The following is a 26,517-nucleotide window of genomic DNA, read 5'->3' as shown; positions in this document are numbered from 1 at the left end:
ATGGCTGACAGATCATCCGACGGATGCTTATGATGCCGGTGATGAACAACTTCCCCTCCTTCGGATTGGGGGAATCGTCCACGCAAGGTGAGTGCTGATGGCAGCTCACTTCGTGGAACCGATTCCCGCCCGCCTGCTGATGTGGCAGCGCGTACGCGACTACGCCGTGCCACCGTCCATGATCGAGAACGCGACCGCGCGCCGTGCGGCCGGTGACTGGGCCGGGGCCTGCGCCGTCGCCCGGATTGATGTCGATCTCGATCTGCGCGCCGTCCGCGACAGCCACGGCACTGACCTCGCCACCCGCATCCGGGCCGATCTGCGCCGACTGGCGCCGGAACTGCTGCGCTGGAACATGCCCCGGATCGCCCCCGACGGGCGGCTCCGGCCCGGTCTCACCCTTTCGCTCGCCCGCTACGGCGCCCGAGGCCCCGCGGCACCACAGCTCGTCGTGCGGACGCCGCCCGCCTGGGCGGACGCAGGCCAGCGGATGTCCCTGGCGCTCTGGGAGGATTCGCGGGACAGCGCACCGGAGCACCATCCGCACCCCCACCCCGACCGGCGTTTCCGTCTCGACCTGCACCGCCACCTCTGGGACGCCACGCGCAGCGCCGAGCTGGCACAGAGATGCGGCGCGGACGCGCCGTACCGAACCGCAAGCCGTGATCCCTCGTGGCCGCCCGGCCACTGGGCCCACGAGGCGGAACTGCTCCTGCGGGCCGAGGGCCGTCCTCGCGGAGCCCTCACCGTGCGGCTCGGTGCGCGCAGCCACTCCGTGCTCGAACTCGTCGCCCCCGACGACAGCCATGCCCCGGTCCTTCGGCCGGTACGGGAGACGCTGCCGCCGCAGCAGATCGCGGCGCTCCCGCTGCTTCCGGAAGCAGCTGCCCGGAGGCATCCGGACCTGGAGCTGCTGCGGGCCGGCCTGCTCCCCGCCGAACGGCTGCACCCGTTGGTCGCGGCCGCGCTGTCCACGCTTCCCGTAGCCGTGGGCTCCGCCTCCGGTCCGGCGGCGGAGCCCGGCCCCGGAAGGCCGGCGGACGACCCGGCCCCCCGGGCCACGGATCCGCATCGGGTCGAGTGCCTGGGCGAAGTCCACCGGATTGCGCTGCGAAACGGGACGCTGACCGCGGTCGACCATCCTCCGACCCAACTGGCCCGTGAGGAACTCCTCATGGCGCTCGGAGGGCCTGGACTGCCCTGCCTGAGGGCGATCGACACGGTGCACCGCAGCCCCGAGGCGCTGCCCGCCGTCCGTGAGCGGCTCGGGCACGGCGACGTGACCGGGGCCCTGGCCGTGGTCGAAGGGCTGCTCGGCCCCGGCGCCGTCCTGCGTGAAGGACCCCTGCGGGAAGCGCTGGAAGCGGCTGTGGCCGGCCGCCTCGGCCACGGGCTCTTCCGCTCGGGGCTGGTACCGGTGCATCCCGCCGCGGCTGCGACGGGGGACCCGGGGTACCGGCCACGGCTCGACCGCCGTCTGCCGCAGGAGTTGCGCCGCAAGCGGGGCAGCCGTACCCGACCCCGGACCGGCCTGTAGAGCCGAGGCTCCGCAGCGCCCGCGCCCGCGGGCCCGATCGGCCGCACGACCTCGTCCGACCTCCCCGTACCCGACTCACACCTGCAACGGTCCGGCCCGGCCCCCACACCGGCGGCTGGACGTGACCCCATGCGGGTACCGCGCGCCGACCGCACGTGACGAACGCACGGCGCCCAAGCCGTCGCGCGCCGCTGAACGACGACGACATCCAGGACGGCCCCCCGTCCCCGATCACACCCAGGTGATGCCCATGACCTCGAACACCAACCTCTCCGTGCCCGTGCCGCTCCCGGCCGGCCGCACACAGCTCTCCCTCGCCGGAGACCTCCTGACCCTCCTGCGGACGACCACGACCGAGCCGCGCCCCGACGAGCAACTGGAGGCGCTCACCCTGGCCGTCGCGGCCGACTTGCCCGTACTGCTCTGGGGCGAGCCCGGCATCGGCAAGACGGCCGCGCTGACCCAGCTCGCCGCCTCCTTCGATCTGCCGTTGACGACCGTGATCGCCAGCGTCCACGAGCCGACCGACTTCTCCGGGCTGCCCATCGTGGGCGAGGACCCGGCGGCGAACGGCGTGCCCATGGCCCCGCCGCAGTGGGCCGTCGAGCTGGCGAGCGCCGGGCGAGGGCTGCTCTTCTTCGACGAACTGTCCACCGCCACCCCTGCCGTCCAGGCCGCACTGCTACGGGTCGTCTTGGAGCGGAAGGTCGGCACGCTGCAACTGCCGCCCGGCGTACGGATCGTGGCCGCGGCCAATCCGCGTGCGTCGGCCGCGGACGGATGGGAGCTGAGCCCGCCGCTGGCGAACCGCTTCGTGCACCTGTACTGGGTGCAAGACCGGGACGTGGTGGTGCGCGGCCTCGGTGGGGTATGGCCGCGCGCGGAACTGCCCCGGCTCGACCCGGCGGGACTGCCGGAGGCGGTGGCGTTCGCCCGCCGCGCGGTCTGCGGCTTCCTGAACGCCCGGCCGACCCTGATCCACCGGCTGCCGACCACCGAGACGAAGCGTGGTGGTGCCTGGCCCTCGCCTCGCAGCTGGGAGGCCGCGATGACCCTGCTCGCCTTCGGCACGGCGGCTTCCGTCTCCCGGGACGTGCTGGCGATGCTGGTCCGAGGCGCGGTAGGGGACGGACCCGGCCTCGAACTGCTCGCCCACATCGACCGCATGGAGCTCCCGGACCCGGATTCGCTGCTCGCCGACCCGGCAGCCGCCGAACTGCCCGAGCGCGGCGACCTGCGCCAGGCCACGCTGGAAGCGGTGGTCGCCGCCGTCGGGGCGCGCCCGGAGCGGGAGCGCTGGGAGGCAGGCTGGGCGGTTCTGGTCAGGGCGTTGGAGACCGGCGCACCGGATCTGCTGGTCGCCCCGGCGAAGGCGCTGGCCGCGCTGCGGCGCGACGGCTGGGAGGTCCCGGAGACGGTGGAGCGCCTCGCTGCGGTGGTCGGTCTCGCCCGGCGGGCGGAGGACTCGGTGGCCCGTACCGCGGCGGCCGCCGGCGCCAAGAGCGCGGTGGGTGGGCGCCGATGAGCGGGGCCGTGAAGCAGCCGCGCCCGCTGCCGCGCCCCATGTCCCCGCCCCCGCCGCCACGGACGGTGCAAGCCGCGGTTCCCGGGGCACCATCAGGCCCCGTGGTCCCGCTCGACATGGACAAGTTGCTGGCAGCGCGGCTGTACGCGGTCGCCGTCCGACCGTACCTCGCCGGCGCGCTCTTCGCGCTCCACGTGGTGGAGGACCGGTCGGTGCCGACCATGGCGGTGGACGCCTACTGGCGCTGCTACGTCTCCCCGTCCTTCGTGTCGCGCACTCCGCTGGAAGAGCTGGCGGGCGTCTGGGTGCACGAGGTCTCCCACCTGCTGCGGGACCACCACGAACGCGGCGCGCGGTACGCCCGGGAGCACGGGGACCAAGGGCCGGGGCAGCGGCTGCGGCAGAACGTCGCGGCCGACTTCGAGATCAACGACGACATCTACGGCGATGGCCTGCCGATGCCGGCGGGGGCGGTGCTCCCGGCGACGCTGGGCCTGCCCGACGGGCTGCTCATGGAGGAGTACCTGCGGGGGTTCTCGATGGCGGGCCGCACACCACGGCTGGCCTGGCTGGACTGCGGCAGCGGCGCCGACGGGCACGCCCGGCCCTGGGAGTTGGGGCCCGAAGGATCACACGGCCTGAGCCGGCAGCAGCGCGACGCGGTGCGCTTCCGGGTGGCTGAGGCGATCACCGGCCGGCCCGGGGACGCTCCGGAAGGGTGGCGGCGCTGGGCGGACGAGGCCTTCCACCCTCCGCAACCGTGGCGGCAGTTGCTCGGCGCGGCACTCCGCGCGGCCGCGGGTGCGCCGGGGTCGGGCGAGGACCACAGCTACCGGCGTCCGTCCCGCCGCTCCGCCGGCGTCCCCGGCATCGTGCTGCCGAGCCTGCGCCGGATGCCGCCCCGGGTCTGCGTCGTGATCGACACCTCCGGGTCGGTGAGCGACGCCGAGCTGGGCGGCGCGCTGCTGGAGGTGGCGGCGATCTCGCGGGCGGTGGGCGGGCGGCGCGACCTGGTGTCGGTGATCTCCTGCGACGCGGCGGCGGGCGTCGCCGTACCGCTGTGCCGGGCAGAGAACCTCGAACTGATCGGCGGCGGCGGTACGGACCTGCGGTCCGGCTTCGCCCGTGCGCTCCGCTCCCGCCCCCGCCCGGACGTGATCGTCGCCCTGACGGACGGACAGACGCCCTGGCCCTCCGCGCAGCCATCCTGCCGCACGGTCGTCGGCCTCTTCCCCCGTCCCCGCACCGTGAACGAGAAGAATCCCGACTACATCCCTGACGCTCCGCCCGCGTGGGCCCGCGTCGTCCACATCGGCTGAGCGAGGCCGCCGGCGCAGGTTCACTCCCCTCGCGGATGGAGGTGAGGATGGCGTCGTCCGCAGCCTCACGACTGCGGACGACAACGCCCGCTGGTCAGAACTCAGATGGCACGACGCGTCCTGACTCCGTCAGCCTCGAAGTCGTAGATGGTCCCGTTGATCCGCAGGCCGTCGACAGCGCCGATCCACATGTTGTCGCGGCCCTTGCCGACCGCAGCGGTGTAGAGGGTCGGCTGTGCGCCGCCGTCGTTGAGCGCGCTCTTCAGCTGCGCGAAGGTGCACGGGGTCGCCAGGCCGCAGCCGGTCACGGTGCCCGCGTTGCCCGTGAGGAACCAGGTACCGGTCGTGGTGGCGTCCAGGTAGCCACTCCAGCGGTTCGTCACCGGGGAGGCCGGCGGCAGCCATACCAACGACGAGTAGGTGGTGGCCGGCGCCGCGGTGAGGTTCGGATTGATCTCGAACGTCACGTTCGGCATGTTCGTCGGGCCGCCGTAAGAGACGTTCTCGCCGGTCTGGAAGACGTGGAAACCGACCTGGTTCAGACCCTGGACGCCAAGGATCGGCTTCCCGTAGAAGTCGACCTCGTTGCCGAAGCTGACCTTCTCACTGGGCGGAGTGAGGGAAGTGGAGCGATCCGCGACCTCGATTCCGAGGCTGCCTCGTCCGTAGGGCGGCCTCGCGGCGGTCCCCGTGACACCGAACGATCCGTACGGGCCGTCCCTGAGAGCAGCGACGGGAGAGCCGATCGTGTTGCGGGTGATGACGCCCCAGTGGTGCGAGCTTCCCTGACCTCCGCCGGTCAGGGCGGAGGCCGGGACAACCCCGGCAGTGATCGCGATCAGCGCCGTTACCCCAAGCACGACTTTCCGCTTCATGCCGAAGCGAGCGTTCACGCTCACTCCTTTCGTGGTCGGTACATGGAGGGCAGGACGGACACCTGGGCCGAGCCTGCGTCGTGCACGCCACGGTAGGGACTCTCAGAGGCGGAACCGGCCAGTACGCGCGTATGCCTGTGGCAATTGATCCCCATGGCGGAGCGGATGATCGGCCGGACCGACGCGGCAGTTCGAGGAGATGCCGTACGAGCCCTGCGGTGCCGAGCGGAACATCGCCCGGCACCGGCAACGGCCGTGAGTCCTTGTACCCGAGACGCCGGAGACGCCGGAGCCGACCGAGCCGGAGACCGACCCGACCGGGGATCCGTCCGGCTCACCGCGACCGGCCGGCCACCGGTTCACCGACTCGTCGGGCCGGCACACCTGGTTCTCCCGGCGTGATGGGCTCGGCACAAGGGTCGACGTGAGGCCGTACCGTCGGCAACTGCCACAGGGTTCCGGCCCGGCTGCGCACCGGGGTATGCGGATACCTTCGTCCCGGAGCGCAGGATGACCTGGGTCCTGGCGTAGTCGTCGACCTCGCAGGCGTCCGCCGCAGCCGGTGCGCAGCGAGACCAGCGGCATGAAGGCCGGTCGCGGTGGCCCTCCCGAGCCTGCCTGGGTCAGGTGCTGCGCGCCTTCGGCCGTGATGGCGGTGGTTCGTGGGACGGTCGTGGCTGCGCTTGCCGGCACGTGAGATCTCGGGTGTCGGTGTGAGACACCTCGGGCCATGGGCAGACGGGCGGGACGGCGGGTATGACTGGAGCGGCTGATTCCGGGGCTGCGGGAGGTGTGCCAGGCAGGCGGCGGATTCTGGCACCGCTGGCGTTGGCACAGTTCATCTGCAGCTTCGCGGGTTCGAACATGAACGTGATGATCAATGACATCAGCGAGGACCTGGACACCACGGTGCAGGGCGTGCAGGTCGCGATCACGATCTTCCTGCTGGTGATGGCCGCGCTCATGATCCCGGGCGGGAAGCTCACCGACAAGTGGGGCCGCAAGCGCTGCCTGATGGCGGGACTCGTCGTGTACGGGCTGGGGGCGATGCTCAGCGCGGTGGCGCCGCATCTGGGTGTGCTGATCATCGGGAACTCGATCCTGGAGGGTGTGGGCACGGCCCTGCTGATCCCGCCGGTCTACATCCTGACGACACTGCTGTTCACCGGTACGGCGGCCCGGGCGCGCGCGTTCGGGGTGATCATGGCGATGGGCGGGATCGGCGCGGCCGCGGGTCCGCTGATCGGTGGACTGATCACGACTGCGATCAGCTGGCGGGCGGCGTTCGTGTTCCAGGCACTGGTGGTCGTGGTGATCTTGGTGTTGTGCCGCGGGATCGACGATCCGCTGCCTCCCGACCCCGGACGCCCCTTCGACACCGTGGGGGCCGTCCTGTCGGCGGCAGGACTCGTGCTGTTGGTCACCGGCATCCTGGCCGTCGACGACAGCGGCGCTCTGGCGCTGGGCCTGCTGCTGGCCGGGGCGCTGGTGTTGGCGGGCTTCTTCGCCTGGGTACGGGGGCGGGAACGCGCGGGCCGTGAGGCCTTGCTGTCGACCGCGCTGTTCCGCGACCGCACGTCCAACCTGGGGTTGATCACCCAGAACACCCAGTGGCTGATGCTCATGGGCGTTTCGTTCACCGTCGCCGCCTACCTGCAGGTCGTCCGGGGCTACGACGCGATCCAGACCGGCGTGATCTTCACCGCCGCCACTCTCGGCATCCTCGCCTCCTCCCTGGCCGCGGAGAAGCTGGCCCGCCGACGCGCCCAGCGCACCCTGATCATGGCCGGCTTCGCCATGACCATCACCGGCGTCGGCGTGCTCCTCGCCCTGGTCGCCGGAACCCCCAGTCCCTGGGCGTTCGCCCCCGGACTCCTGCTGATCGGACTGGGTCTGGGAGTCATGCTCACCCCGTCGGTGAACATGGTCCAGTCCCGCTTCCCCGAGTCCCTGCAGGGCGAGATCTCAGGACTGTCGCGCAGCGTCTCCAACCTCGGCTCCTCCCTGGGGACAGCCGTGGCGGGAACGATCCTGGTATCGGGGCTCAGCACCGGCGCGTACGCGACAGCGATGGCCGCCCTCGCGGTCGTCGGTGTGGGTGGGCTGGCAGCCGCCGCCCTGCTCCCGCGCGCCCACCCGAAAGCAACCCCCGAACCCGACACAGGGTCACCTGACACACCGTGACCACGCCTTCCATCTCGGACACGACGAGGGCGAATCGCAGCACCAGGCGTCGAACAGAATGCGTCCCATGAATGACGGGGCGGACAGGCCGACGGACAAACTGACCGCGCTCGGACTCGGGGGGACGCTGGTTGCGGAAGTCCCGGCATCGCGACCCGATCGCCGCGCGTTCGTGGACATCCGTCCCGCGCAGGGCGAGCCTGACGTCCAGGCCCGGGACGAGGGATGGGTTCGCAGCGACACTGAACGAAGCTTTCGGCTGGAGCACTGGGAGTACGACCTCGAGCACATGGATGGCTTCGACCACGACCTCGGCGCAACCCTCATCGCGTCCGCCGACGCCCCCGACCAGCCTGAGCTGAGCACCCTGCTCACGGCATGGGGCATGAAGCCCGGCCTCTTCGCCCATCCCTGGGAAACCGACGATCCCAGGTAGTCGAAGACCAGTCCAGGGGAGCTCTCAGCTCACGCGGACGCGCGGCAGGTGTTTCCCAACCGAGCGACTTGCGCGCGCGGCCGTCGGGTTCAGCGGCGACGGTGTTGATGTGATGGCGCGTGTGGGCCGTCAGATCGGTGCTCTGCGGATGCCGTGCGGGTGTCCGCCGGCGGTCTACGGCTACCTGGCGTCCGCGGCCAGGAACATCTTCGGCAGGCCGTCCACCGCGTACTCGTCGATGGGGAGGTCCGTCACGAGCCGGCGGTAGTACAACGTCCCGCACAGTACTTCGGCGGCGTACGTCAGGTCCGCGTCCGGGTCCAGCTCGCCGGTTCGCTGGGCAAGGGTGATGCGGGCGAGGGTGATGCGGGCGAGCGTGCTCTGCTCCATCGTGCGCAGGAAGCGCTCGTGCAGGGTTGCCCGGAGTGCCGAGTCAGCTTGCGCCTCGGCGATGACCGCGCGGTAGAGGGGACCGATCGGAGGCTCGGAGAGGGCGGAGGCCGAGCGGAGGAACTGCTCGCGCAGGTCGGCGCGGACATCGCCGGTGTCGCGGTAGTCCAAGCCCTTGGTCCAGACGCTGTTGAGCGCGTCGAGGAGCAGGGCCGATTGGGACGGCCGGCGCCGGTAGAGCGTGTGCTTGCCTACGCCTGCCCGGCGGGCGAGTGCTTCGAAGCTCAGCCCTGCATGACCTGCCGCCGCCCCGCCGAGGAGGCTGAGGGGCCGCCGCCGCGGCCATCCGGGCCGCCCCCGACCGGGCGGCGGCCCGGGGCGCTTCGGCCAGACCTCGATCCGCTTCCCCGTCACGACCGCGGTCGTGACGGGCCGCGTCGGCGCCAAGTGAGCCGCCGCACGGGGGCGGCCGCACAAGGTCGGACGCCTGGCGGGAATCCGCGCGAGCCGTCAGCCGAACCACTTCGGGTCGAGGGCGATGGCCTTGATCTGCTCCATCGTCAGGATGGGCTTGGCCCTGGTCGCCGCCTTCGACTGGTCGCCGGTGTTGAAGGCCGACACGACCACCCGGCGCCCGTCCGGGCGCAGTGTGTCGATGCTCCACCAGACCACGCCCGAGCCGCCCTTCTCGCCCGCCTTCTGCTCCGCCAGCACCCTGGTGCCGTCGGGCAGGACGACGACGCCCGCGCCCTCCATGCGGTCCTTGAGGGCCTCGCCCATGTCCTCCTGGACATTGACCTGGACCAGCGAGGCGCCCTTGCCGTCGTCGAGCACGAGGGCGCCGTAGCCGGGCTGTCCGGACCTGCGCAGGATCGTGATCCCGGACTTCGGCACCAAGGACTCCAGCACCCCTACCGTGCCCCTGTGGCCCGTGCCGCCCTGACCCGAGTCCCCCTGATCCGTGCCTCCCTGGTGAGGCGTCTGGCCCGTTCCCCCGGACGGCTGCGGAGCGCCCGGGGTGGCGCCGGCCTTGCCCTTGCCCTTGTCGGTGGTCGTTCCGGTGGTGTCTCCCGTGCCGGTATCGCTGCCGGCGCCCGCGGAGGCGCCGGGGCTCGCCCCGTTGCCCGTGTTCCCCTCCGCGGCGCCCGTTCCCTCCGGCGCCTGTTGGGGAGCGGGCAGCCGGCTCAGGACCTGGCGCCACAGCGCCGAGGTGGTGAAGGACTTCAACTCCACCTTGTTCAAAGGCGGGTTGGGTCGACTGACGGGCTGCCCCTTCTCGGCGGAAGCGTTCCACTCCGACACGTCGACCTGATAGCCCTCACGAGTGACCAGGATGGCTCGCCAGAGCTTTGTGGGCTCGCGCTTGTCCGGGTACTCGTAGCCCTGGAAGAGGTTCAGTCTGCCGCCGTCCGGCAGCGTCTCGACGGTGCAGGAGTCGTAGGGTACGAGCTTGCGATCGGGGCACTTCAGCATGTCCTCGGCCGCCTGACCGTGCGGGTCGGTGCGGGCGAGGCCGACGGAGATCGCCGCGCGGCCCTTGCCGTCGTCGTACACGCCGGCCACCATCGCGTTCGGCGACTGGTCGGCGCCGCCCGGCACGTTGGCCCTGGTGTCGCTCACCCGGCCGCCCGGCAGCAACTGCCGGTAGATCTCGATCAGTCGGGCCGGGCTCAACCCACTGGCCGGCTGCGTGGTCGGCGGGGTGGAGGCGACGGCCGTCTGGGTGGTGGGGACGGGGGCAGCGACGCGCGCCATGCCGTCACTTCCGGTGCCGATACCGAGCAGGCCGCCTCCGTAGGCTCCGGCGGAGCCGACGACGGCCAAGGCCAGCGCCGAACCGCCGACGACGGCGGCCCGACGGCGGGCCACCAGCCGGCGTCCGCGCCGTTCGCCGGCGGCCACCAGGTCCGGGCGGCCGGGGACGAATCCGTCTCCCGTGCGCCGCAGGGCCGCACCGAGTTCATCTTCAAAGGGCATGCCGAGTCACCTTCCGGGTGGTGGTGGGGAAACGCGCCGGCGTGTGACCCGGCGACGGACTGACGGGAGTGAGGGACGGGGCAGTGGGAAGCACGGGCCGCCGGGCTCAGGTGGCCACGAAGACACCGAGGCTGCCCCCCAGTTCCGCGCGAAGGCGGGCGAGCGCCCGGGAACTGCGCGTGCGCACCGCAGCCGAGCTGACGTTCATGGCCTCGGCGGTCTCCTCGACACTGCGGTCCTCCCAGTACCGCAGCACGAGCACCGCCCGATCCTTGGGGGCCAGGCGGCCGAGCGCCTCCAACAGGGTCAGCCGCAGGACGGGATCGGCCCCCGTGACCGGGATCACCGCCGTTCCGACCGACTCGGTCGGGACGGCGAAGGGCCGTTCTCCCGCGGAGCGACGACGTTTGTGCTTGAGGAACTCCCGCACCAGCACCGACTGCGCGTACGCCGCCGGATTGTCGATGCGGGGAGTCCTCCCCCAGATCAGGTACATCCGACCCAGGGTCTCCTGCACGAGGTCCTCGGCGAGATGGGTATCCCCACTCGCCAGCAGACAGGCCGACCGGTACAGACTTCCCGCCCGGCCCTCCGCGAACTCGCGGAACCCCTCCCTGCGCACTTGCCGCATCCCCGTCCCCCTCGCATCCGACTCACCTCATTGACGCGGCGGGGGTGGGGGAATGTTTCACCCCGCATGAAGGAAATTGGCGGAACACAGACGTCCAGGCTGTGGAAGTGGACGCGAACCCCCTCGCTTCGACACCGATCGCGTCGGCGCAACAGCGGAGCGGGTGAGGCCAACCGGTCGGCGCGCATACAAATGAATCAATCGAATATACGACCAAGGGTGTCGTCATCTGCGGGGAGGCTCAACAACACGTCGTCGCAGACGGTGGCCACCGAGCCGGTGACGATGGGCGTGCCACTCTCGATGAATCGAATGGAGCTGTTGTGGCGGTAGAGCGAACAGGAGTCAACCCGTGGGCGTGGTCATTGGAGATGGGGTACAGCCAGGGTGAGATCGTCTCCGGGCAGGCCCGAACCCTGTACTGCGCCGGGCAGACCTCGATGGGCGGCGATGGCAAGCCCCAGCACGACGGTGACATGGGGGCGCAGCTGGCTCTGAGCCTCGACAACCTGGAAACCGTGCTCGGCGAGGCCGGCATGTCACTCGCGAACCTCGTCCGGCTGAATGTCTATACCATCGATGTCGATCGGCTGTTCGAGCATCACGACGTGCTGAAGTCGCGGCTGAGCGCCGCCGGAGTCACACCGTCCATGACGATGCTCGGGGTGGAACGGCTGGCCATGCCAACCTTGATGGTCGAACTTGAGGGGACCGCCGTCGGGTGACGCGACCTCGCCGCCTCCGGCAGACCTGTCGGAGGCGGCACGCGCAGCAGGCGGGCGGCCGGATCGGTGGTGATCGCGTCATGCCCGTGCCACCGGCCGCTCCGCCTGCGCCAACGGCTGCGATCGGGACCTCCCGAAGGCCTGATCGACGGGCTCGATGGCCTCGATGGCCTCGAACGGCGGACCTGTCTCTGTCGGGAGGTCCGACCCCGTGGCCTAGGAGGACCTGCGGCGCAGGGCCCGGCGAACCCCGTAGACGACCACGAGCAGCACGATGACGATGATGACGACGATCAGAAGTTTCTTGAAGAACCCACCCTTCTTCTTGCTCTTCTTTGCCTTCTTGTTCCCGGTTGTGGCCAGTACGGGGGCGCTCTTCGGCGCCTGGACCGCGGTCATCGCGCCCGCACCGGCAGAGAGACCGCCCTGTGGGAGCGCGACGGTGACGGGTGCCTGCCGCACCGTCGGCGCAGTCGCCGCTGCCGACACCACTGCAGGGCCGAGCAGTAGGCCGGTGAGCACGAAGAGGGGTACGAATGCCACCCTCATGGGGTGCCTTCTTGAGATCCTGCGCTTCGTCACTGTCTCCCCTTGTCTGTGACCGCTCCGACCGGGGCCGGGTGAAATCCGGCCGGCCTGAGGCCTTGGAGCATCGTCGACGAGTTCGACCGCCTCGGCAAGGGGACGCGTGAGGCAACACCGTTGCGCGGGCAACGCGCGGGCAAAAACCATGCGCGGGAGGCGAACGTCCAGGCTGAACCGACCATGCGCAGGGTGCCTTACTCTCCGCTTTCGACACCGCGATCGGGTGCGCTCATGTCTCCCGTCGCGGGCGTTCCGTCGGCGATGCCGTAACGCAGGTACACGGTGCCCTTGGGGCTCGCTGCCGGGGGTGCGAGGAGGGTGACGTTGGTGGGAACCGCGCCATCGTCGAACACCTTCTTGCCCACGCCGAGCACGATCGGATGCACCCAGAGGTCGAGACGGTCGAACAGCTTCTCGCGCAGGAGGCTCTGCACGAGATTCAGGCTCCCGACGACCTTCACGTGCCGGTGCCGTCCCCGGATCTCACGTACCGCGGCGGCGAGGTCCGGGCCCAGCTGTGTGGACCCGGCCCACGAGAGGTCGGGCCGGCCTCGGGAAGCCACGTACTTCGGGACACTGTTGAAGAGCGTGGCGATCTCATTGTCCTCACCACCCTTCTGGTGAGGCCAGTAGGCGGCGAAGATGTCGTACGTCCGCCGGCCGAGCAGCAGGGCGTCCGTACCTTCGTACGCGGCACCGACCTGTGCCCCGGCGACCTCGTCCAGCAGGGGCGCCTGCCAGCCGCCGAACGGGAACCCCACGGGGTCCTCGTCGGGGCCGCCGGGCGCCTGCCCGACGAGGTCGAGGGTCGCGAACATCTCGATGTGGATGAGGCCCATGGCTTGCTCCCGATGAGTCGAATGTCTCCGTCAAGAGATAGACCGACGAAAGCCCTCAGACTCATCGCCGCGCCCAGAAGCCGGCTTCCCGCTTTCCCGATGCCCCGCTGACGGCGCCCCCATGCGCTCAAGACGTTCCGCGGCGCGGAGACGCTCTGAAGGCACCTCAACAGCATGGTGCGGGTGGCGAGCTGCCCGGCCGCGGGCGCGCCAGTTGCTCCATGCCCCGCATGGGCGCCATCGTCCCGGCCGTCCACACCCTCCTGACCTTCACGTATTCATGAGGGAAGGGGCTCAGTGTTCAGTGTTCAGTGTTCACAGAGGGAGAATTCCCGCTCGTAGAGCTGCTCATTGTGTTCGTCGACGAAGAACTTGCGCTCTCGCATCAGTTGTTCGCGGTAGTTCTGGGCCTGCTCAAGCGTCATGGTCGAGGTATCGGACCAGGGTTGTTGCGGTGGCACGTCGGATGTCGAAACGATCTGATCCGACGGGTCGACCAGGAAGAACGCCAGAATTTTGCGATGTCCCGGGCGGGTGGAGTCCGCCAGCCGGAATGAGCCGACGCGGTGTTGCAGGATGTTGGGGAACGCCAGGCAGCGGCCGGCTGGGGTCGACGCCGATCCCAGCATCTGGTTCAGGCCGTCTTCGTTCTCCAGGCCGTAGACCTCACGCACGCCGTTGTCGTCGTTCTGTTCGTAGTCCGGGTCGTCGAGGGCCGCCCGGAAACCCAGCCGACTTTCGGTGATGTTCTCGCTGTCCCAGTAGTAGATCCCGGTGGAGACGATCCGCTCGTTCAACATCCCCTCGACATGCCAGGAACCACCGGCGTACTCAGGCTTGTCCGGGGTGAGATGAATGGTGGCGAGCTTGACGATGACCTGGAGACGGCGGCCGCGCAGGTCGACTCGGACGGATTCATCGGGCAACTCGGGCGGGGTGAAGGCCGGGGCGTCCGGGATGACCGGCCGGCGGTTCTCCCACCATTCACCGTGGGCCGCTTCCCATGCACGGCGGGCCTCTGCGAAGGCTTCATCATCACTGTAGGAGGTCTTGTTCGGATACTCCGGCTCCGAGTCGTACCACCCGTAGGGATCGGCCTCGATCCGCAAGGGCCGCGGGTGGCGCAGATCCGTGAGCACGTTCTCCAGCAGCGGGCGCAGGCGCGCGAACACGTCCGGTAGGACGGTGGCGAGTTCGCGATGCGTCTCGGGGTGGACGTTGTTGATGTACGAGCGGAAGGCGACATCGCCGTCGTCACTGACGTCGACGTCCGTGGGCAGCCACTGGAACTTCTCCGAGAATTCGTACCTCGAGTAGCGGTCCGTCGGGTTCTGCCAAGCCCGCTCGGGCACACCGCTCACCTCTCTCACCAGGCAGAACAGTGAGGGATGAACCAGATCCAGCACCTGGCCGTCGGATCCGGGGTGCCAATCCCGCTCTGTTTCGGGGACCTGCTCCAGCACCCGGACCGCCTCGCGCAGCCGGGACCTGAGCTTGTCGTCGACCAGTGTGTCCGACTGCCACACGCCGTCGACGGCGGACACCTCGACGCCGGTTCGTCCGTCCCGCAGCGCGGCGTAGTGCTGGAGTTCGGCCAGCACGTATCGGACCTGCGCTTCGGTGAGGCCCTGAGCCATCGCTTCCTGCGTCCACCTGGAGACGATGTGGGCATCGTTCATCTTGTCGAACCACCCCGGCTTCGCCCGAATGAGCGCGCTGCACTGCATCATCTGAAGTTCACGCAGTGTTCGGGGTGTCGCGAACGATATGGAACGGGAAGTTTGAAAGGGCAGCGGGAAAGCAGACAGGCCGGTCAATTCTCTTGTTCCTTGCAGTCGGTGTGCGGTGGCGGGAAGGATACTTCAGCGGACTGACACCGCAGGCGTGGTCCCTGTCATCACTGGTCCGGGAGCCACGGGTCCGGGTAGTCGCGCATGGTACGGATCGTGCTCGTCCAAGGGACGAGGAGCGCGAGGAGCCGCGGACTGGTGCGCGTTCTCTCGGCGGCGTGTGGGGCCCGCGACGTCCTGGACGTCGTTCTGGCGTCCTGGACGTCGTTCTGGCGTCCTGGACGTCGTTCTGGCCCGCCCGGATCTGATGACTGAGGTCAAGCGCCGACACCGCCATCGACCGTGCCGGGCTTCACCGGCACTCCCTGCGCCCGTCCGACTTCCTCGTCGGCCGACGCTCGGCTCGCCCCGAGGCCGCTCCGCCGTCCTTCGCTGCTGAGAGCAGGCAATGGGGACGGCTCCGGGATGCCGGCTTCCCCCAGACCCAGCACCTGCGCTCCTTGCGAGACGGTGTGCGGGCTCACGCCACCCTGCACTCGGGGGGTACATGCGTGCTGGGAAGGTGCAAGGTCCGGTTCGAGGTCGATGGCCGCACCGTGGTGGCCGATCCACCGGCGGGTAGCGGTGGCGGGAAGAATCCGGCCGGCACTCGACTCACCGTCCGATATCGCGCCGACGATCCGCAGACCGTTGCCGCCGAGAACGATGTCGACGGCGGCGCGCACATGTTCATGGCAGCCGTGGTGGGCGGCGCCGCTCTGATCTTCCTCGCACTGTCAGCCCGAAAGGCGCTCTCCCTGGCGCGGCTGAAACGGAAGGCCTAGGAGCGGATCGCCTGGCGCCAGATCGTGGCGTCGAACGTCAGATAGGAGCTGGGGGCCTTGGGGTCGGGAAGAGCCCGGATCTCGATGAGTCCCACGTTGGCCTTGTTGACGACACAGAGTTGGGTTCCCGGCGTCAGCTCGGCTACCTCGAGGCGCCTGACGTAGCGGGTGTCGGTGGTGCAGACGTCCAACGAGCCCTGTTGGCCGGGGTCCAGTCGTACGACTGTGCCTCCGGTCGAGTTGATCTCTCCGTCCCCGAGGGCGAAGAAGTTGAAGTCTCCTTCTCCTTCACGGGGTGTGACGGGATCCATCGAGAACGACAGGTAGTAGCGGATGGTCATGTGGATGTCCTTCTTGCGAATGGGTTCCACGGGGGCCGTCGGTGATGGAGTCTCGGGCGGACCGGCGGCCGGTGCTGGGCTCGCGGGCGGAGGCGTCGCGGTGACGGTCTCCCGGACGGTCCTGGCCGTGGGCGAGTTCACGATCGTGGGCAGACCGAAGAACCCCAGCAGGAGTCCGATGACCGCGGTCACCGCGGAGATCAGCGCAGCCCATTCCGCGATCCGGCGGCCTGACCGGGGAGGTGCCAGGGGAGGCGCTCCGGTTTCCGGCGGTGCCGGGGATTCTTCACTCATCGACTACTCCCTCTACCTCGTGACGAACGAACATGCACGCAGGTGCCGGGCCAACCAGGCCTGGCAGCAAGCGTGTTGGAGCCATACAACCCCATGCCCAGCCGGGGCAGAAGGAATTCCGGCTGCCGGTCGAACGTGGTCGTCGTCCCCGGTCGTCCGGTCGCACACCTGGTCCCCGGAACGAGCGTCACCCGAGCCGCCGCCCACCCGTGGACGCGCCGGTGGATGCCCGAGGACGAACCCGGCCCGGCCCGCCGAAGCCGACCTCCGCGCCCACACCGAACGGGCCCTCATCGCCAAGCGGCCGTTCATCCGGCGTGCTCGATGGCGACTCCGCCGCACAGGCCAATCGTCCGGGTGCGACTCTGGTCGCACCTGAAACCTGCCTCGGATTGCGACTCCGGTCGCATGCGCAGGCGACCAAGGGTTGATGTGACATCACGTGGCCCGCCCTGAGGATGGCCAGGTGACCGAGACCATCACAGGGCTGTACATGTCCCCTCTGGAACTTCTTGCCTCGCTGTGTGCCGTCGCGTTGGTGGTGGCGCGCTGGCTTCCGCCCGCTGCCCGCCCACGCGTCACGATCGTGTCGTCGGCGGTTCTCGTGCTGTCCACGATCGTGCTGGGTGTGGTGGGGATCCGCTGGCAGATGCTGCCGGTACTGGCAGGCGCTGCCCTCGCGTTGCCGTTCGCCCTCTCTCCCCTGCTGCGACGCCGTACGGGCCGGCCGGCGTGGCGGGCCCGATGGTGGCTGGCGTTGCCGGGGTCGGTGGCCTGCGTCGGCCTCATTGCCACGAGTCCGGTAGCCGCCTGGGCCTTTCCTGTACCCGAGTTCCCCGAGCCGTCGGGCCGTTTCGCGGTCGGCACCCGCGTGGTGCAGTGGACCGACCCACGCCGCCCCGAGAGCTTCACCGACGATCCGAACGACCGGCGCACGGTCGTCGTGCAGCTCTGGTATCCCGCGCAGAAGAGCCCCGCGGACGCGCGGCGGGCCCAATACCTCGGACGCACGGAGTACGAGTCGCGCACCGTCTCCGATGCCCTCGCCCGCAACGTCGGCTTGCCGGACTTCCTGGTCGACGGCGTGCCGCGTGCCCGCAGCCATTCGGTCTTCGACGCCCCGGTGGCAAGTGGGGGCGAACGGTTCCCGGTCGTGCTGTTCTCTCCCGGGTCGGGTGGCGTACGTACCCAGAACACCGCCTGGGCGGAGGAACTGGCCGGCCACGGCTACGTCGTCGCCGCCCTCGACCACCCGTACGACTCAGCCGCCGTCGTCCTCGACGACGGCCGAACGATCCATAGCCGGACCGCCTCCACCGGAGACCGGGACAAGGACGACAAGCTGGCGGTTGACTGGACGGCTGTTCGGGCCGCCGACCTCGGCTTTGTCCTCACCCAGTTGGACCAGCTGGACCGCGGCGAGACTGGCGGCCCACTGGCCGGACGCCTGGACACCGGTCAGGTCGCGGTCACCGGGCACTCCATGGGTGGCGCAGCCGCCCTGCAGGCAGCCCGGCAGGACCGCCGATTCGACGCCGTCATCGATCTCGACGGCTACCCCCACGGCCCGACCTCCCCCTCCCTCGACCAGCCGACGCTCGCGCTCACCCAGGCCATCACCCCCGAAACCGACACGCACTACATACCCCACCTCACCGAAGCCCTCAAGCGCAACACCGCGACGAGTTACCGACTCACCATTCCCGGCGCCGCACACCTCACCTTCATGGACGGCCCCCTGTACCTGCCGCCGGTGCCCTCGATCGTCGGCTCCCTGGGCCGCACCGAGAGCCCGCACGTCGTCGCCGCGACCACTCTCGTCTTCCTGGACAGCACTCTGCGGCACAAACCCGGTGATCTGGCCGGCGTCCTGTCGACCTATGGCGATCTCAGCATCCATCCCCCAGACAACCGCCGCTGACCAGCTGTGCCCCGCCGGCCGACAGCACCGCGTTCCCCTCCCCCACCCGGCTCGGGGAGCGGGAGACGCTGCAGGGCTCCGTAGTCAATGGTGTTCGGCCCGCCTGCGGAGCATCCAGCGCCCCGCTCGCTCGCGTACGTGCGAGTCTCCGCCTCTGGCCTTGGCTCCGCGAGTCCGGCTCAGGAATCTTGTGTCCTCTCGGTTGCCCTCAGCCGGTTCAGCATCTGGTCGAGGAGATGGAGGGCCCAGCCCGTGAGGGGTGCCGACCGCACTGTCGGACTCCAGTTCCGGCTGGTAAAGGGCCTCGACCGCGGTGCGGACGTTCTCCCGCTTGCCGACCATGATGGTCCCCGCCAGGCGCGCGTAGTCCCCGGGCAGAGTCCAGCCCGGATACTGACCTGCCGGCGTCCGCAGCTGGGCAGCAGGTCCTGGGACGCGCCGGCTGACGGGAAGGCCGCCGCCATCGCCGCCAAGGCCAGGCGGACGGTGGCGCACTCCGTCCCCCACCGCGCCCAGGAACTCGCCTTCGGAGTCGAGGAGGGCGTCGGCGAACAGTAGCCCGCGCACACGGGTGACGACCTGTCGGGAAAGCGGTCGGTCACCCCGGTGCGGAAGATCTCGCGGAGTCGTGGTCCGGTGAGACCGACTCGCCGAGATTCACCACCCACACGTCGCCGGGCACAGCCCTCCTCGGCAAGCCATTCGCCGGTATCGATGCGATGTGCGTCGTCCGTCGCAGCTACCGGTGCGCCGCCTGCTCCCCGTCCTCCGCCACTCCCCCGGTCACCTACTCATGCCCGCCGCGGTCATCAGTGCGAACTCCAGACCGGGCTGCTCAACGTCCTCCAGGTTCCACGACCACGAGCCGCTCTCTCGGGGCGCGCGCATCAGCATGGTCGGCAAGCTCCCTGAGGTTTGGTGGAGTTGGTCGGAGACAGGGTGACGGCCCGGTCATCGAACTTTGGCTCAGATGAGGCGTCGCAACGGTCGACAGCCTGGTGGACAGCCCGGGCCTCAGGAGCTGCTGTCACGGCAGTGAGCGCGACCGGCAGAACACTCCTCTGATCTGCACGGCCATGGGCTACCCGAGACTGCGGAAGAGTCAGGACGAGCTCTGGCTTCGCGGACGTCAGGCGAGAACTCGCCTCCACCGTCATCGGGGCGATCGAGGAATGGTTCGAGCGAGGTGGAGACATCGCTCCATGGGCGGTCCCCACCGAAGCCCCACATATCGTCGAGATCGAACCCCTCGGCTCGCGCCAACTGCCGCCGGAACGCGGCGAAGCCGCTGTAAGACCAGCCGGCGTCCGGACTGCTGGTATCGCCGTCACCTGGGAACAGAATCAGCCCCACGTCGCTCCCGGTCGGATCGTCAATACGTAGAGGATCAGTCGGAACCGGCGACGTCTGCAACAGAGATGATCCACCGGCTGGGGCGAGGACAACTACCACTCCCCGGTAATGGACCGAGGATCCCCTCCCCCTGCACGGAGAGGACTGCCTCACCACCACCGTCGTCCACTGGCCCGCTCCCTGGCACCTCGGGGGCTGGGTTGCCGAATCAGCCGCATCGGCAAGCCGTCGTCCCCTACGCTGAAGCCAGATCCAGGCAGGCGCTCGGCAAGGGCGCCGGGGGGAGGACGACATGCTGGAATGGGTGGCTGTGCTCGCACTGGCGGGTGCCACGACCTTCACGGAGTCAATGGCAGGGCAGGCGTGGCAAAGCACCAGGGACACGCTGGCCCGCATCCTCGGGCGCGGCAACGCTGAACGGGAGCAGCGTGCGCTGGAGCGGCTCGACGAGACCGCCGCCGAGGTCGAAGGAGCCTCCGAAGCCGACGGGGCGGCCGTTGTCGCGCGGGCGACCGGGCAGTGGGAGACGCGACTCCAGGACTTCCTGGATGAGTACCCGGAAGCCAGGGGCGAGTTGGAGGAGCTGGTCTCGCTGGCTCGGGCCTCGCTGCCGGAGGGACGGGCGGCTCGGGTGACCCAGACCCTCTCTCACAACACGATCTCGGGCGACGCGAACGTTGTCGGAACGGCCGGCCGTGACGTCATCATCGGCCGCAAACCCTGAGGCTGAGGGCACGCGGCCGGTCCCGGGCGCGATGCGTACCGCACCCGGGACCTCAGTCCCCTTCGGGCCTGATGCCGCCCTCGCTCTCCGCGACATCAACCAGGAGTTCTCCCACAACCTATTGGTGGGAGACCTCATCGCCGTCGGCAATGTGGGTCGCGACCTCGTCCTCAAAGTGCCGGAGCGCACCGCACCAGCCCTGAACGGACTCCCCTCCCCCGCACCGATGTTCAGTGGGCGCGGCACCCTCCTCGACGACCTCGTGGAGGCCTTGGACCCGAATCAGGCGGACGAGGCGGACGGTCATGCCGCCCGCGTCGTCACGGGCATGCCTGGCGTCGGCAAGACCGAACTGGTCCTCCAGGTAGCCACCCGCGCGCTGCGCCACCAGGGCTGGTTCCCCGGCGGTGTCCTCTTCGTGGACCTGCTCGGTTACGACCCCGAGCGTTGCGTGCCGCCCGAGCAGGCCCTGGTCGGCTTCCTGCGCGCCCTTGGCGTGCCGGCTGAGCAGGTACCCTCCGACGTGCAGGAACGCGCCCGGATCTACACGACGATCCTGCGTGCCTATGCCGACGCCGGCCGCCGCCTGCTGGTTGTCCTCGACAACGCGGCGACCGTCGAGGGCGTACGGTTCCTGCTCCCTCCCGATGGCGGCGCCGTACTGATCACGTCCCGGCACGCGCTCGGCGTCCCCGGTGCGCGTGTGCACCGACTGCCGGTACTCCAACCGCACGAGGCGATCGCACTGTTGGAGAAGGGGCTGATGGCCTCGAACGGCGCGTCGGATACCCGCGTCGCCACCGCGCCCGAGCATGCTGCCGAGATTGCCCGGTTGTGCGGGTTTCTGCCGCTCGCCCTGCAGATCGTCACCGCGCTGCTCGCCGACCAGCCCGAGAAGCCCCTCGCCGCGATGGCCCGCGACCTCGCGGAGGCACGCGAGGAGCGGTTGGACGAGTTGGAACGGGAAGAGGTGGCGGTACGAGCAGCATTCCATCTCTCCTATCGACGGCTCGACGCCCAGCAGGCCCTGCTCTTTCGCCTGTTACCGCTCAACACGGGTCCGGACGTGGCGGTGCGGACGGCGGCAGCGCTGCTGGACGCCCGTGAGCATGTCACTCGCCGCCTCCTGGAGGCTCTGCACCGCGCGCACCTGGTGGAGTCCGGGTCGGAGTACGGCAGGTGGCGGATGCACGACTTGTTGCGGATCTACGCGAACGAGCGCGGCTGGGAGGACAGGGAAGCGGACGGACGCGGACGCGCGGCCGGCCGGCTGCTCGTCTTCTACGCCTTCAACGTGCGGGAAGCCCAAGCGAGCATCGCCGGGGCGAAGTCGGGCACTGGGCTCTTCCCTGCCCGGGCGGAGGCCATCGGCTGGCTGGAATCCGAGTTGCCGAATCTGGTGGCGTCGACCGTGCGGGCGGCCGAGCAGGAGCAGTGGGAGTTCGTGCTTGGGCTCGCCCTGCGGCTGTCGAGCTTCTTCGAGCTGCGTCGCCACCTCGACGAATGGGTCCTCACCGCGCAGGCAGGGTGGCGAGCCGCGAAGAAGATCGGCGGGGAGGGTCTCGCCCACGCGACACTCAATCTGGGCCAGGCGCTCACCGCCGCGGGCCGCAACGGTGAGGCACTGCCCGTCCTGGAGCTCGCCGCCGACCTGCACCGGGCGGCGGACAACCTGGTCGGTGAGGCGAACGCCTCGAATGCCACCGGTCTGGTCATGATGGAGGAACACCGGCTGGACGAGGCGTACGAGCAGTTCGCGGCGACCGCAGCGCTCTTCTCCCGAAGCGGCGACGTCCGGTCCGCGGCAGAGGTGGACGTCAACTGGGCGACCTGCCTGGCCCGAATGGGCCGGGAGGGGGAGGCTCGGACCATGCTTCGCCGGGCTATCGCCGTCTTCCGGAACCAGGGAGACGTCCGGCACGAGGCGGGGGCACTGACGAATCTCGCCGCCATGTCCTTCGGCCAGGAGGACGAGGAGGACGAGGACAGTCAAGACGGTCGCGACGCGACGCTCCACCAGGACGACGAGATCGTGACCTGCAGACGCGCCATCGCGGTGTTCGACGAAGTCGGAGACGCCCACGCCGCGGCGGTCGCCACCGCCCAGCTCGGCAGGTCTCTGCGGCACAAGGGCGACTACAAGGCCGCTACCGAGGCGCTCCGGAAGGCGACCGCGTTCTTCCACCGCACCAACGAGCGCTCGTTGGAGGCGGAACTCCTGGGAGAACTGGGTCTGTGTTACGACGCCAGGGACAATCGTCGTCGGGCCGTGGAGTTGTACCGGCAGGCCGAGACCATGTTCGCCGAGCTGGACAACCAGGTCGCTCGTGGGCGGATGCTCTCTCGCATCGCCGTGGCGTACGGCAGGATGAGCAGGCCTGACGACGCTCTGACCGCCTCGCGTGAAGCGGCGGACGCCTACGCCGCAGGTGGCGACACCCGACGGGAGGCGGGCGTTCAACTTCTGCTGGCGGAGCAGCTGCGTGCGTCAGGAAGGCTGCGCGAATCCATTCGGGCCGGCCATCGGGCCGCACGGCTCTTTGCCGAGGACGAGAACGAACCGCCCCACGTCGCGGTCAGCAACTACGCCACGACGCTGAGGGCGGCGCGTACGGCCCTGGATGGACTCACGATCCACACCGAGGCGCTGACACTGTTCTCACCACCGGAACACCGTGACCCGCCGGATCCGGCGATGGCGACGGCGACGGGCGTCAGCACTCGGCCGGATCTCACCGCCTACCGTGCCCGGACGCTCCTCAGCTTCGGCATGTTGCGGCTCCTGCGGGACGAGGCCGCGCGGGCCGAGGCGCTTTTGGAAGAGGCGGGGCGACTCTTCGAGTCTGTGCACGAAGAGCATTTCGTCGCGGTGGCCGCGAACAACCTGGGTGCATGCCTGGCCAGTCAGGGGAAACACGCCCGGGCTCTCGCCGCATGCGAGTCGGCGCTGCGCCTCTATCGTGCGCTCGACGAACGCGAAGGCGAAGCGCAGGCCCTGATGCAGATCGCCGCTCCGCTGGGCGGGACCGCCCGCCATGAGGAGGCCGAGGCCGCACTGCACGAGGCGATCGAGATCTTCGACGACCTTGGTGACGCCCAGGGGTTCATGGCCATGAACAACCTCGGCACCCTGTACGAGGAGCAGGGGCGGATGAGGGAGGCCGTGCTCTGGTACAGCCGCTCAGCACGGAACAAATGCATTCCCGCGGCGGAGAACCTGCGCCGGATCGCCAGGATGGAAGAGAGTCCCGGGCCCTCTCGGACCTGACCTCCCGTGGCACCGGGTTCGTTCCCCGTCGTTGACACCTTGGCCGAAGGGGGCCGGATGGTGCGCATCGTTGGTGTCAGGGCATCGCGGAGCGGGCGTAGCGTCCGGGGGTGGTGCCCACGATTCGCTTGAAGTGCCGGGTGAAGTGCGACTGGTCGTGGAATCCCGCCTCGACCGCCACCTCGGCGGCCGGGCGGCCATCGAGGAGCAGCCGGCGGGCCAGGGCGACTCGGCGCGAGATGAGGTACTGGTGCGGGGGGATGCCGAAGGCGGCACTGAACGAGCGCACCAGATGGGCGGGGTGGGCCTGGACCAGACCGGCCGCTTCCGGCAAGGAGATGCCGGCGACCACCCGCTCGTCGAGGAGTTCGCGCAGGCTGCGCGCGATGCCGTGGCGGGCGTCGGTGCCGGGCGGCGCGGTGTGCCCGCCGGGGAGTTCGAGGCGTGGTTGGAGCAGCGCGCGCAGCCGTTCGCCGATCAGGGCCAGCCGGCTCTCCGCCTCGAATGCGTCACCGGGAGAGGTCAGGGCCCGGTGGAGCTGCCCGACGCGCCGGCGCAGGACCGAGTCGGCGAGGTCCGGGCCGTCCACGGCGGCGCCGATGAAGCGCTCGTCCAGCACCGTCGTGTCGAGGTAGACGACGCGCTTGCGGAACCCGTGCGAGGTGGCGGCGGAGCCGTTGTGGGGAACCTGGGGCGGGAGCAGGCTCACGGTGCCGCCCGGGGTGCCGCGTCGGTGGCGGTCCAGGTCGTAGCGGACGGCTCCGTCATCGACGATCAGGAGGGTCCACTCGTCGTGGACGTGCATGGGGTACGCGTGCGCGGTGAAACGGGCGTGGAAGACCTCGACGACACCCGCGACCCGCGGGCGCCAGGCCGAGACTTCCTGCTGGAGCTGCACGCAAACAACGTACAAGACCGCGCGAGGCCGAGCCCGGCAGTCTCAGGGCATGAGCAACGAGACGAAGAACGAGAGCAACGGGCAGGTCGAAGTGGGCGGCGCGAATGCACCCGTGCGCTTCGACACCAAGATCGCGATTCTGCTGCGTGACGACCTGGAGACGTGGCAGCGGCTGAACGTGACCGCGTTCCTCGTCAGCGGGCTCGGAACGGCCCTCCCCGAGTTGGTCGGCGAGCCGTACCAGGACGCCGATGGCACTCCCTACCTGCCGATGTTCCGCCAACCCGTTCTGGTCTTCGAGGGCGGGAAGGAAGCGGTGACGGCGGCGCACGAGCGGGCGGTGCGACGCGGACTGCCGACCGCGGTGTTCACCTCGGACCTGTTCGGCACGGGCCACGACGGAGCAAACCGGGCAGCGGTGGCGGCGGTGGGCAAGGGCCGGCTCGACCTGGTCGGGATCGCCGTCCACGGACCCCGCAACTCCGTGGACAAGGTGCTCAAGGGCGCCCGCATGCACCGGTGAGCGGCAGGGGGCGGGCTGTCGGTGTCCTGCGGTACCCGCCGGCAGCCGGCTCCGTCGCCCATCCTGCGTCTGCACTGGCTCGGGGCTCCACTCCGCGGGGACACGGTGTGTCCCCCGCCCGCGCAGGCCCCGGCACTGTTGAATCGCCGCATGACCAAGCGCGACGAATCCGCTCTTTTCGGTAACCGATTCTTGACGGTGCCCGCTCCCTCGGAGACCTTCCCCGAGAAGGGGATGCCCGCGACGGACGCGATGAGGCTCGTGGACGTGGATCTCGCCATGGAAGGCGACCCCCAGCGCAACCTCGCCACGTTCGTCACCACGTGGATGGAGCCCGAGGCACAACGGCTGATCGCCGAGAACCTCCACCGCAATTTCATCGACCACGCCGAGTACCCGATCTCTGCCGAGATCGAGCAGCGTTGCGTGCGCATGCTTGCCGACCTCTTCCACGCACCGGGCGCGACGACCGGATGTCGGACCCAGGGATCATCCGAGGCGATCATGCTGGGCGCGCTGTCGTTGAAGTGGAAGTGGCGCGAGCGCCGCCAGGCAGCCGGCCTGTCGATCGATCGGCCCAACCTGATCTTCGGGGGCGACGTCCACGTCGTATGGGAGAAGTTCTGTCGCTACTTCGATGTCGAGCCGCGGATCGTGCCGCTCGCCGAGGGCAAGTACACGATCGGTCCGCAGGATGTGGAGCCCCACCTCGACGAGAACACGATCGGCGTCGTCGCCGTCCTCGGCACCACGTTCACCGGCCACAAGGACGACGTCGTCGGCATCGACAAGCTCCTTCGGGACGTTCGCAAAGAACGGGACCTCGACATTCCGATCCACGTCGACGGAGCCAGCGGCGCATTCGTGTGGCCCTTCCTCTACCCGGATTCCAAATGGGACTTCCGGCTCGAGCAGGTCCGTTCGATCAACGTCTCGGGGCACAAATACGGCCTGGTCTACCCCGGCATCGGATGGCTGATCTTCCGCGAGGAAAGCGACCTCGCCAAGGACCTCGTGTTCTACGAGAACTACCTGGGCAAGACCGACGCGACGTTCACGCTGAACTTCTCCACCGGGGCGTCGATGGTGCTCGCGCAGTACTACAACTTCGTACGGCTCGGCCGCCAGGGCTACACCTACGTCATGAAGATCATGCAGGAGAACGCCCGCGCACTGGCGGACAACCTGCGAAGCAGCGGCCGCTTCGAAGTGATCGGGAGCGACCTCGAGCAGCTGCCGCTGGTCGCCTTCCGTCTCTCCGGCGAGAACGCCTACGACGAGTCCGACATCGCCTGGCAACTCTCGGCCGAGCGTGGCTGGATGGTCCCGGCATACACACTCCCGCCCAACGCGGAGAAGGTGAAGATCCTGCGCGCCCTGGTCAAGGAAACCCTGAGCCGCGAGCAGATCGATCGTCTCAGCCAGGACATCGCCGACGCCTGTCGCACCCTGGACAACAAGGGGGCCGCCCACGGAATCGAACGCGCCCAGACCAAGCGCGGCACCGGCTACTGACCACCCTGACGGAGCGAACCACCCGCGACGGCCGCACCGGGCG

Annotated in this window: 21 protein-coding genes; 12 read left to right on the top strand and 9 right to left on the bottom strand. The window is 69.6% G+C overall.

What is annotated here, in order from left to right; genetic code table 11:
• Positions 1–97 precede the first annotated feature (97 nt).
• The 3 genes from OHA84_RS35170 (at position 98) to OHA84_RS35160 (ending at position 4,381) form a co-directional block, all read left to right on the top strand.
• On the top strand, positions 98–1,537 hold the full coding sequence (locus OHA84_RS35170; RefSeq protein ID WP_266967591.1) for a hypothetical protein: 1,440 nt from the start codon (positions 98–100) through the stop codon (positions 1,535–1,537).
• Between the two features lie 250 nt (positions 1,538–1,787).
• On the top strand, positions 1,788–3,062 hold the full coding sequence (locus OHA84_RS35165; protein ID WP_266967593.1) for a MoxR family ATPase: 1,275 nt from the start codon (positions 1,788–1,790) through the stop codon (positions 3,060–3,062).
• Positions 3,063–3,178: 116 nt separating this feature from the next.
• Positions 3,179–4,381 carry a VWA-like domain-containing protein gene (locus OHA84_RS35160; protein ID WP_266973809.1) on the top strand — a complete coding sequence of 401 codons (1,203 nt, stop codon included), beginning with the start codon at positions 3,179–3,181 and terminating at the stop codon, positions 4,379–4,381.
• A gap of 101 nt (positions 4,382–4,482) precedes the next feature.
• Here the strand turns inward: OHA84_RS35160 and OHA84_RS35155 are convergent, their stop codons facing one another.
• Entirely contained in the window at positions 4,483–5,274 is a 792-nt protein-coding gene (locus OHA84_RS35155; RefSeq protein ID WP_266967595.1) for a hypothetical protein, read from the bottom strand.
• Positions 5,275–6,012: 738 nt separating this feature from the next.
• Between OHA84_RS35155 and OHA84_RS35150 the strand changes: the two genes are divergently transcribed.
• Together OHA84_RS35150 and OHA84_RS35145 are read left to right on the top strand one after the other, a co-directional pair.
• The gene (locus OHA84_RS35150; RefSeq protein ID WP_266967596.1) at positions 6,013–7,440 is read left to right on the top strand and encodes an MFS transporter; all 1,428 of its coding nucleotides are present in this window, start codon (positions 6,013–6,015) and stop codon (positions 7,438–7,440) included.
• 67 nt (positions 7,441–7,507) lie between these two features.
• Positions 7,508–7,876, top strand: coding sequence for a hypothetical protein (locus OHA84_RS35145; protein WP_266967597.1), 369 nt, complete (start codon positions 7,508–7,510; stop codon positions 7,874–7,876).
• A gap of 180 nt (positions 7,877–8,056) precedes the next feature.
• On the opposite strand, the gene OHA84_RS35140 is transcribed toward OHA84_RS35145, so the two are convergent.
• The 3 genes from OHA84_RS35140 to OHA84_RS35130 all read right to left on the bottom strand — a co-directional run bounded on the left by OHA84_RS35140 (position 8,057) and on the right by OHA84_RS35130 (position 10,874).
• A complete protein-coding gene (locus OHA84_RS35140; protein WP_266967599.1) occupies positions 8,057–8,680 on the bottom strand; it encodes a TetR-like C-terminal domain-containing protein in 624 nt (207 codons plus the stop codon).
• A 96-nt stretch (positions 8,681–8,776) separates the two neighbouring features.
• A complete protein-coding gene (locus OHA84_RS35135; protein ID WP_266967601.1) occupies positions 8,777–10,243 on the bottom strand; it encodes a hypothetical protein in 1,467 nt (488 codons plus the stop codon).
• Between the two features lie 106 nt (positions 10,244–10,349).
• A complete protein-coding gene (locus OHA84_RS35130; RefSeq protein WP_266967602.1) occupies positions 10,350–10,874 on the bottom strand; it encodes a SigE family RNA polymerase sigma factor in 525 nt (174 codons plus the stop codon).
• A gap of 371 nt (positions 10,875–11,245) precedes the next feature.
• Here OHA84_RS35130 and OHA84_RS35125 point away from each other — a divergent pair, with 371 nt between their 5' ends.
• Positions 11,246–11,599 carry a RidA family protein gene (locus tag OHA84_RS35125; protein WP_266967604.1) on the top strand — a complete coding sequence of 118 codons (354 nt, stop codon included), beginning with the start codon at positions 11,246–11,248 and terminating at the stop codon, positions 11,597–11,599.
• A gap of 216 nt (positions 11,600–11,815) precedes the next feature.
• Here the strand turns inward: OHA84_RS35125 and OHA84_RS35120 are convergent, their stop codons facing one another.
• The 3 genes from OHA84_RS35120 to OHA84_RS35110 form a co-directional block, all read right to left on the bottom strand.
• The gene (locus OHA84_RS35120; RefSeq protein ID WP_266967605.1) at positions 11,816–12,148 is read right to left on the bottom strand and encodes a hypothetical protein; all 333 of its coding nucleotides are present in this window, start codon (positions 12,146–12,148) and stop codon (positions 11,816–11,818) included.
• Positions 12,149–12,378: 230 nt separating this feature from the next.
• Positions 12,379–13,023 carry a dihydrofolate reductase family protein gene (locus OHA84_RS35115; protein ID WP_266967606.1) on the bottom strand — a complete coding sequence of 215 codons (645 nt, stop codon included), beginning with the start codon at positions 13,021–13,023 and terminating at the stop codon, positions 12,379–12,381.
• A gap of 308 nt (positions 13,024–13,331) precedes the next feature.
• Positions 13,332–14,840, bottom strand: a complete 1,509-nt coding sequence (locus OHA84_RS35110) for a DUF4246 domain-containing protein (RefSeq protein WP_266967608.1) — start codon at positions 14,838–14,840, stop codon at positions 13,332–13,334.
• 524 nt (positions 14,841–15,364) lie between these two features.
• Here OHA84_RS35110 and OHA84_RS35105 point away from each other — a divergent pair.
• Positions 15,365–15,637, top strand: coding sequence for a hypothetical protein (locus tag OHA84_RS35105; RefSeq protein WP_266967610.1), 273 nt, complete (start codon positions 15,365–15,367; stop codon positions 15,635–15,637).
• Here OHA84_RS35105 and OHA84_RS35100 read toward each other — a convergent pair.
• Complete coding sequence (locus tag OHA84_RS35100; RefSeq protein ID WP_371591544.1) at positions 15,634–16,170, bottom strand: ferrous iron transport protein A; 537 nt, start codon at positions 16,168–16,170, stop codon at positions 15,634–15,636. The two genes, OHA84_RS35105 and OHA84_RS35100, sit on opposite strands and share 4 nt — an antisense overlap.
• 595 nt (positions 16,171–16,765) lie before the next feature.
• Here OHA84_RS35100 and OHA84_RS35095 point away from each other — a divergent pair.
• From OHA84_RS35095 to OHA84_RS35085, 3 genes are all read left to right on the top strand, one after another.
• On the top strand, positions 16,766–18,193 hold the full coding sequence (locus tag OHA84_RS35095; protein WP_371591617.1) for an alpha/beta hydrolase family protein: 1,428 nt from the start codon (positions 16,766–16,768) through the stop codon (positions 18,191–18,193).
• A gap of 1,645 nt (positions 18,194–19,838) precedes the next feature.
• Complete coding sequence (locus OHA84_RS35090; RefSeq protein ID WP_266967615.1) at positions 19,839–20,270, top strand: hypothetical protein; 432 nt, start codon at positions 19,839–19,841, stop codon at positions 20,268–20,270.
• A gap of 31 nt (positions 20,271–20,301) precedes the next feature.
• The gene (locus tag OHA84_RS35085) at positions 20,302–23,538 is read left to right on the top strand and encodes a tetratricopeptide repeat protein (protein ID WP_266967617.1); all 3,237 of its coding nucleotides are present in this window, start codon (positions 20,302–20,304) and stop codon (positions 23,536–23,538) included.
• 76 nt (positions 23,539–23,614) lie between these two features.
• Here the strand turns inward: OHA84_RS35085 and OHA84_RS35080 are convergent, their stop codons facing one another.
• Complete coding sequence (locus tag OHA84_RS35080; RefSeq protein ID WP_266967619.1) at positions 23,615–24,436, bottom strand: AraC family transcriptional regulator; 822 nt, start codon at positions 24,434–24,436, stop codon at positions 23,615–23,617.
• Positions 24,437–24,485: 49 nt separating this feature from the next.
• On the opposite strand from OHA84_RS35080, the gene OHA84_RS35075 reads away from it, so the two are divergent.
• Together OHA84_RS35075 and OHA84_RS35070 are read left to right on the top strand one after the other, a co-directional pair.
• Positions 24,486–24,959, top strand: a complete 474-nt coding sequence (locus tag OHA84_RS35075) for a DUF2000 domain-containing protein (protein WP_266967621.1) — start codon at positions 24,486–24,488, stop codon at positions 24,957–24,959.
• A 150-nt stretch (positions 24,960–25,109) separates the two neighbouring features.
• Positions 25,110–26,474: a glutamate decarboxylase gene (locus OHA84_RS35070; RefSeq protein WP_266967623.1), complete on the top strand. Its 1,365-nt coding sequence runs from the start codon at positions 25,110–25,112 to the stop codon at positions 26,472–26,474.
• The last annotated feature ends 43 nt before the right edge of the window (positions 26,475–26,517 follow it).

Source organism: Streptomyces sp. NBC_00513, assembly GCF_041431415.1.
Lineage (GTDB): Bacteria > Actinomycetota > Actinomycetes > Streptomycetales > Streptomycetaceae > Streptomyces.
Note: the sequence above shows the minus strand (reverse complement) of the source record. Positions and strands in the feature narration are given on the sequence as shown.

Coding starts and splice junctions, on each gene's coding strand:
- OHA84_RS35170 (WP_266967591.1), top strand. CDS start 98: ATGGCAGCTCACTTCGTGGAACCGATTCCCGCCCGCCTGCTGATGTGG.
- OHA84_RS35165 (WP_266967593.1), top strand. CDS start 1,788: ATGACCTCGAACACCAACCTCTCCGTGCCCGTGCCGCTCCCGGCCGGC.
- OHA84_RS35160 (WP_266973809.1), top strand. CDS start 3,179: ATGGACAAGTTGCTGGCAGCGCGGCTGTACGCGGTCGCCGTCCGACCG.
- OHA84_RS35150 (WP_266967596.1), top strand. CDS start 6,013: ATGACTGGAGCGGCTGATTCCGGGGCTGCGGGAGGTGTGCCAGGCAGG.
- OHA84_RS35145 (WP_266967597.1), top strand. CDS start 7,508: ATGAATGACGGGGCGGACAGGCCGACGGACAAACTGACCGCGCTCGGA.
- OHA84_RS35135 (WP_266967601.1), bottom strand. CDS start 10,243: ATGCCCTTTGAAGATGAACTCGGTGCGGCCCTGCGGCGCACGGGAGAC.
- OHA84_RS35130 (WP_266967602.1), bottom strand. CDS start 10,874: ATGCGGCAAGTGCGCAGGGAGGGGTTCCGCGAGTTCGCGGAGGGCCGG.
- OHA84_RS35125 (WP_266967604.1), top strand. CDS start 11,246: ATGGGGTACAGCCAGGGTGAGATCGTCTCCGGGCAGGCCCGAACCCTG.
- OHA84_RS35120 (WP_266967605.1), bottom strand. CDS start 12,148: ATGAGGGTGGCATTCGTACCCCTCTTCGTGCTCACCGGCCTACTGCTC.
- OHA84_RS35115 (WP_266967606.1), bottom strand. CDS start 13,023: ATGGGCCTCATCCACATCGAGATGTTCGCGACCCTCGACCTCGTCGGG.
- OHA84_RS35095 (WP_371591617.1), top strand. CDS start 16,766: ATGTCCCCTCTGGAACTTCTTGCCTCGCTGTGTGCCGTCGCGTTGGTG.
- OHA84_RS35090 (WP_266967615.1), top strand. CDS start 19,839: ATGCTGGAATGGGTGGCTGTGCTCGCACTGGCGGGTGCCACGACCTTC.
- OHA84_RS35085 (WP_266967617.1), top strand. CDS start 20,302: ATGCGTACCGCACCCGGGACCTCAGTCCCCTTCGGGCCTGATGCCGCC.
- OHA84_RS35075 (WP_266967621.1), top strand. CDS start 24,486: ATGAGCAACGAGACGAAGAACGAGAGCAACGGGCAGGTCGAAGTGGGC.
- OHA84_RS35070 (WP_266967623.1), top strand. CDS start 25,110: ATGACCAAGCGCGACGAATCCGCTCTTTTCGGTAACCGATTCTTGACG.